Raw genomic sequence first — 9,961 nt, forward strand, 5'->3', positions numbered from 1 at the left:
AACACTCTATTGCAAAACAAAAGGCGCCAAAAAGGCGCCTTTTATCCAAAAGTTTCTGAAATTACCTTTGCAGTATATCAGGGAAAGCCAGAACAACATGTTGTATCTCTTCCAGAATGGTAGTTTCACCTGTTTCAAGGTCGTGCACTTTCATAAACCCCTTTTCGAGTTCAGTGTCATAGCCTGTGTAAATTATTTTCCCGCTTTTTATTGTAACCGAAGGGATCAGCGCCGGGACGAAAAGCACATTGGAGGCAATTGGCTTCTCTGTGTGATTTTTTGTGTTATAAAGCATAAGATTTCCCAAATACAGGTTGTCGAGGAAGCCTGAAAGGGATTCAAAGTACAGGAGGTTTTCATCATCTACCATAATTGCCCATTTTGCTTTTCGCGAAGTCAAAAGCGGTTTAACCGGTGAGAGCTTTTCAATATTTCCATCGTAATCTATACCATAGACCTCATTGGATTTTCCAAGGAATAGATAATCATAGTTATCGGAGTTATCAAAGGTTTCTATGATTTCCCCGGTTCCTGTATTAATCAAATAGCGCAGATAATTGTCATAGTTTTCTACCATCAAGTATTTTTCGTCAACGGACCAGGAAATTGGAAAGGCCTCATATAGGGGGATATCGTATTCCCAGAGAGCTTCAAAATCCGAGGTTATGAATTTTATGCTGTCATAATCGGAAATTAAGATTTTGTCACCTTTGGGAGAAACATCCAATGCATTGTAGCCAACCCAATGCTTTTCCTCTTCGCCTTCATAAACAACCTTTGGATCATACCCTGAAAAATCGACGTAAAGCAAGCCGGATTTGAAAAACCTCCCATAACTCATACCGGGCAGCCGGATTAGCTTCTTTCCGGAATTGTCAACAATTGTAAAATAAACTGTGTCAGATTCTGGATTGTATTCTGTGACTGCGTAAAGAGTCCCTGTTGCCTTGAGAGCATCAGATATCTTTGGAGGTTCAGGCAGTTCTTCCAGGAACCCTGATATCCATTTTATTCCTCTGTTCTTCGCTGCATAATTCATTAGATTTAGCTGCTGGTTCTTTTCATCGAGGTCTATAAGAAGCGCCTGAAAAAACTCTATAAGGTAATCCGGCACATATGCAATGTCAAGCATATTCAAAGCATCATCTAACTTCCTTGCCCCATCTTCCATGGCCCTTGCGATTTTGAATTGCTTATATGTTTCATCGTAATCTTCATTAACAGCTGCCAGAACGCCTTTTGTGTAATAGAACATGGGATTGTCCTTCAGATTCTCTTCGTTTTCAATAAGAGCCTTTTCTACTTCATCGTATTTCTGGTCTCTCAGTAACGATTCCAGATAATGGAACATGTACTGAGTTTCACCAAATTTTTCATAGAGAATTTTTTCAATGTCGCTTTGCACATATGTGAGGTATTCTTCTTCAGCATAATTTCGTATTTCTTCAAGGGTCGCTTTTTGATCATCAAAAGCCGATATGCTCTTCATGATGACCTCTTCGGGAGTACCATCGTAATCGTACATGTACTCAAATGCTGACATGAACTCTTCCAAAACACTCATTCTCGGTAACGCATTCAAAAAATAGGTATATAGAGAAACCGATTCTGCATCGTAGTACTGGTCTGCAGCATATCTTGCCGCTTGAAGTACATATGGCATTATTTCTGTAGGCGCATCCTCCAGTTTTTCTGTTATTTCTAACATGGTGTCAATGTATCCCGAATAATCCTCGTTTTCTTCGTAAATCTCAAGCAATTCCTGAAGTGCTTCAAAGTCGCGGGGATTTTCTTCAAGCTTTGCCTTTAGTTCTTCTTCGGTTGCGAAAGCGACCAGTGAAACAATCAAAAACAAAATAATAATTAAGCGCTTCATCTTTCCACCTCCTCTTTTATTAGTTTATTCTCTATTGGGTTCTTATACAAAGATTTTGCGATAGAGCGGCGTATAATATATGAGGGTGATGTGCATGAAAAACTGTGCGAGAAAAATCCTTTTTGTAATTATGGTAGCGATCTCCATAATTGTATTCGCTAATGGATCAGCTGTTGAGATTGCCAAAGAGTACATGTCACTTTTCTTTTCCAGGGAGTTTGAGCAAGCTTTTGAAATGCAATCATTTCAAGTCAAACTCCAATTCGGAGTGAAGGCAATGGAAAGCGCTCACAATCAAATTGAACAAATGCTTGGCACACCAGCAGAACTTCTCGATGTAACCACTCAACTTTTTAACGAAGGAACCCTTGTAGTATTCTACACAAAATTCGAACAGGGCTATGCAAATGTACGTATTGTAATAGACAAGCACGACAAAATAGCTCAATTTCTTATACAGCCCACCGCACCTCCAGAACCAATGATCCCGCCTTATGCAGATCCTGAATTGTTTGAGGAAAAAGAAATTTCCATCGGGAAAGACCCATGGATTCTCAAAGGCTATGTGACGCTTCCAAAAGAGGCAAATAACTTTCCCATTGCTGTACTCGTACCCGGCTCAGGGCCTTCCGACAGGGATGAAACTGTTGGACCTAACAAGATATTCAGGGATATAGCCTGGGGCTTATCCGCGCATGGAATTGCCGTACTGCGCTATGACAAACGCACCTACACATATGGAGAAGAAATCAGCGAATTGGCTTCAATAACAATAGAAGAGGAGTATATCACGGACGCCCTTGAAGCAATAGAAAAAGCATCTGAAATTCCTGGCGTGAGTTCCATATACATTATTGGGCACAGTATGGGTGCGGGATTGGCGCCTTATATAGCTCTCCGAAACAATAAAGTATCAGGCATCATCATGCTTGCCCCACCTGCCAGGCAACTTGCAGAACTCAGTCTCTCACAGACCAGATATCTCGCTCCGGTAACGGGTATTTCAGAACTTCAACTGAGAATCACTGAAACTTTTTTTACAAAACTCATAAATCACGAGCTTCCACCTGACACCCCCATAAATGGCGGGGTGACGGCAGCGTATTATTATGATGCGGACCGCTATCTTACCATCCCCGCACTGGAAAAAATCTCTATACCTGTTCTAATACTGCAAGGAGAAGAAGATTTTCAGGTGACGATGAAGGAAGACTTTTTTGCCATTAAGAATAAATTTGAAGCCAGATCAAATTTCACCTTTAAGTCATTTCCCGGGCTGAACCATTTGTTTTTAGAAACCGAACCGGGGGTCCAGCACTCTGTAAACGATTATTATAAAGCGGGCTTTGTCTCTGAAGAAGTAATCGAAGCTATGGCAAACTGGATTGAAAAATTGGAAAGGGGGCATTGAGCCCCCTTAATCCTTTTTGCTCTCAAGATAGGCTTTCACAGCTTCCTTAACGGAGCCTTCTTCCACCAAAAAAGGCTCATAATTCATTTCTTTTAGCTTTTTCATGGAACCGGCACCCATGCTTGATCCTATCCATACTTTACAATCTCCAAGAACAGTAAGCACTTCACTTACTTTTGCATGCTGATGCCTGCCAAAATATGGGTTTTCGCGCTCTTCAACCTTAGTGAACCGATCTCCATCCACCTCAAAAATTACAAAGGTTTTTGATTGACCAAAGTGATCACCATTAAGATAAGCACCGTCTTTGGTTCCAACAGCTACCAACTTTTTCAAAACACTCACCTCATTCAACGTCATTATATAGAAACCACAGCATTAAAGGCACTTCTCACAGCTCCAATTATTTGATTCAACTCCCTGGCATCACCAACAACCCCAAAGGGAATATCCAAGGCCTGAAGTTCGTTATTAAGAGGACACCGTGGAGTTGTGCCAACTGCAATTACAGTAAGGTCATATTTTCCGAGATCTTTCCTCTCCCCGCTCTTCAGGTCTTCAACAGTAACCCCATCTGGATCAAAGGCGCGGACCGCTGTATTGGTGTAAATACTTATCTCCTTACCCTGAAGGCGTTTCCACATCAATTTTTCCGTTATAGGCTCCATACCATCAGCTACTTTATCTTTCAATTCAACAACATCTACCTGGTTACCCTGCTCCAGGAGCTTTTCAGCAGCTTCCATGCCAATCAATCCACCACCAATAACAAGGATCCGCTTCCCGGAAATATCCCTTTCAAGGGCCTCGTTACCAGTTATCCATTTCACAGAGTTAAGGCCATCAATCTTTGGAATAATGGATTCAGCACCTGTAGCGAGTATAACGAAGTCAGGCTTTACTTCCTTTATAAAGCTTATATCTGCTCTCTTATTTTTCAATACTTTTACTTTTTTCTCGACGGCGTACTTAAGCGAATCCAGCGGCAATGCCATCCTATCCTTGCCAGGTGTCAAATGCGCATAGTTGAATTGGCCTCCCAGCTTATCAGATTCTTCTACAAGCGTTACATCATGCCCTCGCTCTACAAGGGTTAATGCAGCGGTCATCCCTGCTGGTCCACCACCGACAACGATCACCCTTTTCATGAGCTTAGCTTTTTGAGGTTCTTCAAAAATATCTGTTTTCGGATTTATAATACAACCTATTGGGCTCCCTGCTTTCACGTTCAAAAGACACCCTTGTAAACATGCGCCACATCGAATTTTAGGCTCTTTGTTATGTAAAATTTTCCCCGGCAATGCAGGATCAGCAACCAGAGGCCTTGCCATGGCAACCAGGTCAACAACGCCTTCAGAAAGTAATGATTCAATTTTTTCCTCTTCCACCATCTTACCAACAAGAATGAGTGGAAGCCTTGTCAACTTTCTTATCTCCTTTGCGGCGTCGATTTTTGGGCTTTCAGGCAATGCCATGTGCTGGTAATACCATGCGGGGCTATCGCATGCGTTTCCAAAACCAAGGTGCAATGCAGCTACGTTTTCATCCTCCAGAAGCGCAATAAGGGGTTTAAGAGCTTTTGGTGTTATGCTGCCTTCGATAAATTCTGAAGCTGAAAGCCTCACGATTATAGGTATATCCTTTGCCTGGGATTTAACAGCTTCAAGGAGTCTCCGGGCAAACCTCAAACGATTTTCTAAACTCCCGCCATATTCATCTTGGCGTTTGTTTAATCGTTCGGAATAAAATTGGTGAACGAGATAACCATGCCCCATTTGAAGCTCAATAAAGTCAACTTCTGCTTTTTTACACAGCAAGACCGTCTTTTCATAATCATTCAGAATCCTTTCTATTTCTCGAACAGATAACTCATCCGGTGTTGCTCTGGTTGTAGGGCAAGGAATGGCAGAAGGCGCAATTGGGGCTTTGCCAATTACTTTTGGGTTTGCAGCTCTTCCTGCATGGTTGAGATGCGCCCCAAATAATACACCGCGACTTTTAATCGAATGCACAAACTCTCTGAATTCATTGAAGTTATCTTCATTGAGCATCATTTGCCTTGGATGCTCCCTACCATCTGCAGATACCGCGATTGGCTCACCCAGGATGAGTGCCACTCCCCCGTCAGCAATTCTCCCAAAAAACTTGATCTGCTCCTCAGAAACAGAACCATCAATCTGGCCTAAACCTGTTTTGAAAGGAGCTGCAGCAAAGCGATTTTTCAACACTTTTCCGGCGATTTGGAAAGTGGTCGATGCGACCATTTTAATTCTCCTCCCACTAGTACCCCTGAGGGGTAATTTCTCGCCAATTATTATAACATCTTTTTATATATATGCCATATGTATATAGCTATTTTGAAAGGTGTTAAAATACTTATTAAGTCTTCAAGACTACAAAGGAGGGGCAGGTCTATGAAAATCCTCGTATTTGGTGGAACATTCTGGGATGTGTTTATTTATGGCAATGAACCCCATAAGGCGGAAATTCTTGAAATGCCTGGAGGTTCAGGATTGAATATCGCCTATGGCCTCTTCAAGCAGGGATTTGAAGTTCATTTTTACTCAAACGTTGGCTCTGATTGGAGAGGTGAAGAAATAAAACGTATTCTTGCTGATGATAAATTCGATATTTCACATATCAGGGCAATAAGTGACGCAAAAACAGGACACCACATTGCTTTTAACGATAAACCTATAGCTGTTGACAGAGGTGCTAACAAGGAAAGAATTGAAATGCCTGTTGTTGAAGAAGCGGAGGTATGCATCATAAATACAGAAATACCAAGAGAGACCATCTTAGATGCGCTGAAAATCCCTGCAAAATTGACAGTGGTCGATCTCGGACCCAGGCCCATTATTTCACCTGAAGAAATTAAAAACGCCTGCGACAACGAGTTACTGATTTTAGGCACCGAAATTGAGTGCAACAGCGGGTGTCATGTCACTAAACTCGGTTCAAGGGGGGCACTGGTGAAAGACAAATTAATACCATCTGATGCACGTATTTATCCCTATAAAGTCGGTGCTGGTGATGCTTTTGACATAGTTTTAATTACATTGTACTTGAGAACCCGGGACATTCTCTTTTCAGCACGGTCAGCTGTGGAAGCCTCACAAAAAATGGTCAGGGAAGTGAAAGGAGCCTTTTCAAAAGCAAAAGCTCTTAAAAGTCTTATCTGATTTACTCTAATTTTTGCTGTTTCACAAATTCACATATTTTGAAAATTATATAAAACCTTGCTTTCAGAGGAGAATCTTGAACCAGATTCTCTTTTTTTTGAACTATATGGTATTCGTTTGTATATATTGATATCATTTTATCGCGCGGCCGCAGAAAACAAATAGGAGGTGTAAAACGTGGGACTTGGTTCAACAGTTGTGAATCTCAGTAACGCAAAGAGGCTTCAGATTGTTTGGGACACCGGAGTTGTACAGGATGGAGAACCGGTTTATTACAGACAATCCATACCCGTGGATAGCTCCATTACCGAGCAGGAAGCCTACGACGCAGCCTACAACCTCGCTTCTCTCTCCACTTATACCATTAGCGAGATAAGGCTTATCAGTACAGACAGTCTCGGACCAATTGATTAATGAGGAGGTGTGATTAGTTGAAAACCCTTAACATGAGATGGTATGACGCTGCTCAAGGTAAATCAAAAGGGCTTGTGCTTAGATCCCCAAAAGATGGTCTAACTCAGGCTGAAGTTCAGAATGTCATGGATACCCTTGTGACTCTTAAGGTTATTCCCTCAAACTACGCAACGGATTACGCAAGCGTCATTGACAAAGCCACAAACGAACTCTTTAACCTGATCTAATGAAACCCTGAAGCGGGCCATTTTGGCCCGCTTTTAATAAAGGAGGTGTGAAATGTACTTTCTAAAGTCGTTAACCGGGTTGCTCTCTCTTGGTGCTTGTTTGCTTGAAAGACCCGGTGAAGGGAATAAGAAGAAGCAGGAATTAAAGAACCTCATATATCAGGTACTTCCGGAGGAAGACTGGAAATTAGACAAAAATCTGCTCGATGAAGTCCTTGATAAAGCCATCGATATAGTAGTTTCCTGGCTTAACAGGACTATCTGGAAAACAGCTTAAAGACCGCCCCTCAGGCGGTCTTTTCACTGCTTCAATTCCTTGGGCAATTTCCCCGCAAAGCATAGAATATTAATGGAGGGGATTGCTATGATCGGAGATCTGGTGCTCCTTGGCATTGCATTATTCGCCTATTCTCTTTTCATAAGGTGGATAACACTTTATCTGTGGCATGGAAAAAGAGTGAGGAAAGAAATTGCAGAAAAGGCAATAAACACCTTTGAAAGGATTGAAAATGAAGTTCCCGCTCATGAGAAAAATTTGATTGAATCGAAAATTCACAGAATCAAAGAATGGGCATCAATTCATCTGTCTGAACACAAAAAAGCTTAGAAAAGATAACGAGAGCAAAGAACCGAGAAAATCGAGATCCGAGATGACGAGAAGAAACTACGCTCGGTTCGTTGTAGGTTATTGGTTGTGAGTTGTTGGTTGTAGGTTGTGCGTGCTTTGTCGTGCATAGCCTTAGCTTTAGATCAGCACAGCGTTTTCATTCATTTTCTCGTACTCTCCGTTCTCGATTGCCTGTGATTTACGTACAACCTACAACCAACAACAATTTTGCTGTTGTATAGCCGCCTTATAAAACCTTCAAATATAATCCCATCCATAATCTGGCAAGGTTATCGGAAATATCCCTTCTAATCCTAAATCCATGCCTTCATTAAAAACAGCCTTCGTCAGTTCAGTATTATCAAGCTTACTTGCTTTATTTTTGAATTCTTTGTATTCTCTTTCAGAAAGCCTTTCAAGGAAAAAACCTTCGAGTTGAGAAAAGAAGTTTTCTGAAGATATTATTTTTGCAGTGCCTTCAAAAGTTGTAGTTTTATCAGCTGGGTAATCAAAACTGTTATCATAATGAAGCACGCAATAATTCTTGTTTTTTTCAGCCGTTACGGCTCTAATAATACGAAGCACCTCACTTTTATTGCCTCCATATTCCAGCACATGGAGTTCGTTGTCTATACTCGTAAAGGTGCAGTAAGATTCTTCTCCCAGGTAAGTTTCGCCAGGCCTGCATGCAATGTATCCAGATTTGAAAATCGCCTTAAAGCTATCATAACTTCGCAAATACCTGACTGTCTTCTTTTGATGAATTGAGAGAATTTTTCCAACATCTTTTGAATAAGCTTTTTGAACTTTTGTTTTTTCACCATCAGGTAGTATCTTCGCCGTATGATAACAGCCAAATTCAACCGCCCCGAATCTTTTATACAGCCCCCTTGTTCCGGATATGATAAACATAGATATACCCATTTTGATGCTCTTTGCCTGCATCATTTCAAGCATTCTGGAAGCAAAACCCGCTCCCCTGTAATCAGGATGGGTGCACACTGATCCTATTAAACCTACCTTCAACGTATATCCATATATAGATATCTTCGCAGGTTGCATACCAAACAAAGAAACTACCCTGTTCCCATCTTTAACGCCCAGAAGGTTGCCTATATTTTTCTCTGAAAGAAAAACCGGAAAACAAGCGCCCATGTCTTTCTCGAAAATCTCACTGGCAAGCTCAATTGCGCTTTTTAGATCTTCTGGCATTAATACGCCAGGTTTCAACATAAAATCCCCACCCTCCGAGAATCTCTTTTGATTTAAATATATCATCCAGAATATCGAGTTTAGTATGGTATAATATCATATACCATTATGTTTCCATTTTTGAGTCCTGTGACCATCGTTGCCAAAAACATAATAAGGAGATGGTTTTTTATGGAACCGAGGATTGTAACAAAACCTGCATTTGAAGCAGTTGGAATGAGATATTACGGAAAGAATGAAAAGGGTGAAATATCTGAACTCTGGGAAATTTTTATGAAAGAAACAGCTGCACTTGGCATGGATGAATCAACATTCGAGGAGTGTTATGGATTAATGGGACCCATGGATAAGGAGGGTAATTTTGAGTATATTGCCTGTGTCCCCGCAAAGCATTTTGAAAAAATACCTGAAAACATGGTAAAAAAAGAAATTCCCCAATCAAGATACCTTGTCTTTACCCACACAGGAAGCCTTGAAACCCTTCATGATACTTTTGACTTCATCTACAACAAATACCTCCCAAATAGCGAATACGAAGTGAAATGGAATGCATACCATTTTGAATTCTATGATGAACGCTTCAACGATTTCAAAGAAGATAGCGAATTGGATATTTTTGTGCCGGTGAAATAATCTTGCTCTTACTCCACATTCCTTTGACCCAAACTATGCACTTAGAGGAAAGAGGGAAATATAGGTCATTGAAAAAGGCATGGGAACCTAGTAAATTAGTTGTGAAGCCAAACACAACATATGGAGGTTTCCCATGCCCACAACTAATATACCACAACTTCTAAACTCTATGTGTGAAGAGATTTCTTTCCCCAGGTCTGAACACAAAACACTGCTGCTTGATTACACCAGGGGCCTTGCCATATCTCATTTCAAGAGCCTCAGTTCTATTGGTAGGAAAATGGGGCATTCTCAGTCATCTTTCTCACGAATGCTTTCAAATACCAGGGTTACCACTGAAGAGCTTACAGGCAGCAGATTGAATTTCATCCAAAGCTTTCTTTCTAACAATGGTCTTGA

The 9,961-nt window shown here is 41.1% G+C and carries 11 protein-coding genes and 1 pseudogene; 8 read left to right on the forward strand and 4 right to left on the reverse strand.

From position 1 onward, the window contains the following. Positions 1-61: 61 nt before the first annotated feature. A complete protein-coding gene (locus tag AT15_RS08165; protein ID WP_068348250.1) occupies positions 62-1,876 on the reverse strand; it encodes a hypothetical protein in 1,815 nt (604 codons plus the stop codon). Positions 1,877-1,970: 94 nt separating this feature from the next. Between AT15_RS08165 and AT15_RS08170 the strand changes: the two genes are divergently transcribed. Then, on the forward strand, positions 1,971-3,287 hold the full coding sequence (locus AT15_RS08170) for an alpha/beta fold hydrolase (RefSeq protein ID WP_068348252.1): 1,317 nt from the start codon (positions 1,971-1,973) through the stop codon (positions 3,285-3,287). 6 nt (positions 3,288-3,293) lie between these two features. Here the strand turns inward: AT15_RS08170 and AT15_RS08175 are convergent, their stop codons facing one another. Further along, on the reverse strand, positions 3,294-3,623 hold the full coding sequence (locus AT15_RS08175) for a NifB/NifX family molybdenum-iron cluster-binding protein (RefSeq protein WP_201029954.1): 330 nt from the start codon (positions 3,621-3,623) through the stop codon (positions 3,294-3,296). Between the two features lie 23 nt (positions 3,624-3,646). Further along, positions 3,647-5,551, reverse strand: coding sequence for an FAD-dependent oxidoreductase (locus AT15_RS08180; protein WP_068348256.1), 1,905 nt, complete (start codon positions 5,549-5,551; stop codon positions 3,647-3,649). 150 nt (positions 5,552-5,701) lie between these two features. On the opposite strand from AT15_RS08180, the gene AT15_RS08185 reads away from it, so the two are divergent. The 5 genes from AT15_RS08185 (at position 5,702) to AT15_RS08205 (ending at position 7,717) form a co-directional block, all read left to right on the forward strand. Beyond that, positions 5,702-6,469 (forward strand): carbohydrate kinase family protein, encoded by a 768-nt coding sequence (locus AT15_RS08185; RefSeq protein WP_068348258.1) that lies wholly within the window; start codon positions 5,702-5,704, stop codon positions 6,467-6,469. 177 nt (positions 6,470-6,646) lie between these two features. Then, positions 6,647-6,883 carry a DUF1659 domain-containing protein gene (locus AT15_RS08190; RefSeq protein WP_068348260.1) on the forward strand — a complete coding sequence of 79 codons (237 nt, stop codon included), beginning with the start codon at positions 6,647-6,649 and terminating at the stop codon, positions 6,881-6,883. Positions 6,884-6,900: 17 nt separating this feature from the next. Then, complete coding sequence (locus AT15_RS08195) at positions 6,901-7,110, forward strand: DUF2922 domain-containing protein (protein ID WP_068348262.1); 210 nt, start codon at positions 6,901-6,903, stop codon at positions 7,108-7,110. A 52-nt stretch (positions 7,111-7,162) separates the two neighbouring features. Continuing rightward, positions 7,163-7,387, forward strand: a complete 225-nt coding sequence (locus tag AT15_RS08200) for a hypothetical protein (protein WP_068348264.1) — start codon at positions 7,163-7,165, stop codon at positions 7,385-7,387. Positions 7,388-7,474: 87 nt separating this feature from the next. Then, positions 7,475-7,717 (forward strand): hypothetical protein, encoded by a 243-nt coding sequence (locus AT15_RS08205; RefSeq protein ID WP_068348266.1) that lies wholly within the window; start codon positions 7,475-7,477, stop codon positions 7,715-7,717. 258 nt (positions 7,718-7,975) lie between these two features. On the opposite strand, the gene AT15_RS08210 is transcribed toward AT15_RS08205, so the two are convergent. After that, positions 7,976-8,950, reverse strand: coding sequence for a GNAT family N-acetyltransferase (locus AT15_RS08210; protein WP_068348268.1), 975 nt, complete (start codon positions 8,948-8,950; stop codon positions 7,976-7,978). A gap of 150 nt (positions 8,951-9,100) precedes the next feature. Between AT15_RS08210 and AT15_RS08215 the strand changes: the two genes are divergently transcribed. Both AT15_RS08215 and AT15_RS08220 read left to right on the forward strand, forming a co-directional pair. After that, positions 9,101-9,562, forward strand: coding sequence for a GyrI-like domain-containing protein (locus tag AT15_RS08215; protein ID WP_068348270.1), 462 nt, complete (start codon positions 9,101-9,103; stop codon positions 9,560-9,562). Positions 9,563-9,695: 133 nt separating this feature from the next. Beyond that, positions 9,696-9,961, forward strand: a pseudogene (locus AT15_RS08220) (IS701-like element ISKol8 family transposase); the annotation flags it as partial.

Source organism: Kosmotoga arenicorallina S304 (genome assembly GCF_001636545.1).
Taxonomy (GTDB): domain Bacteria; phylum Thermotogota; class Thermotogae; order Petrotogales; family Kosmotogaceae; genus Kosmotoga_B; species Kosmotoga_B arenicorallina.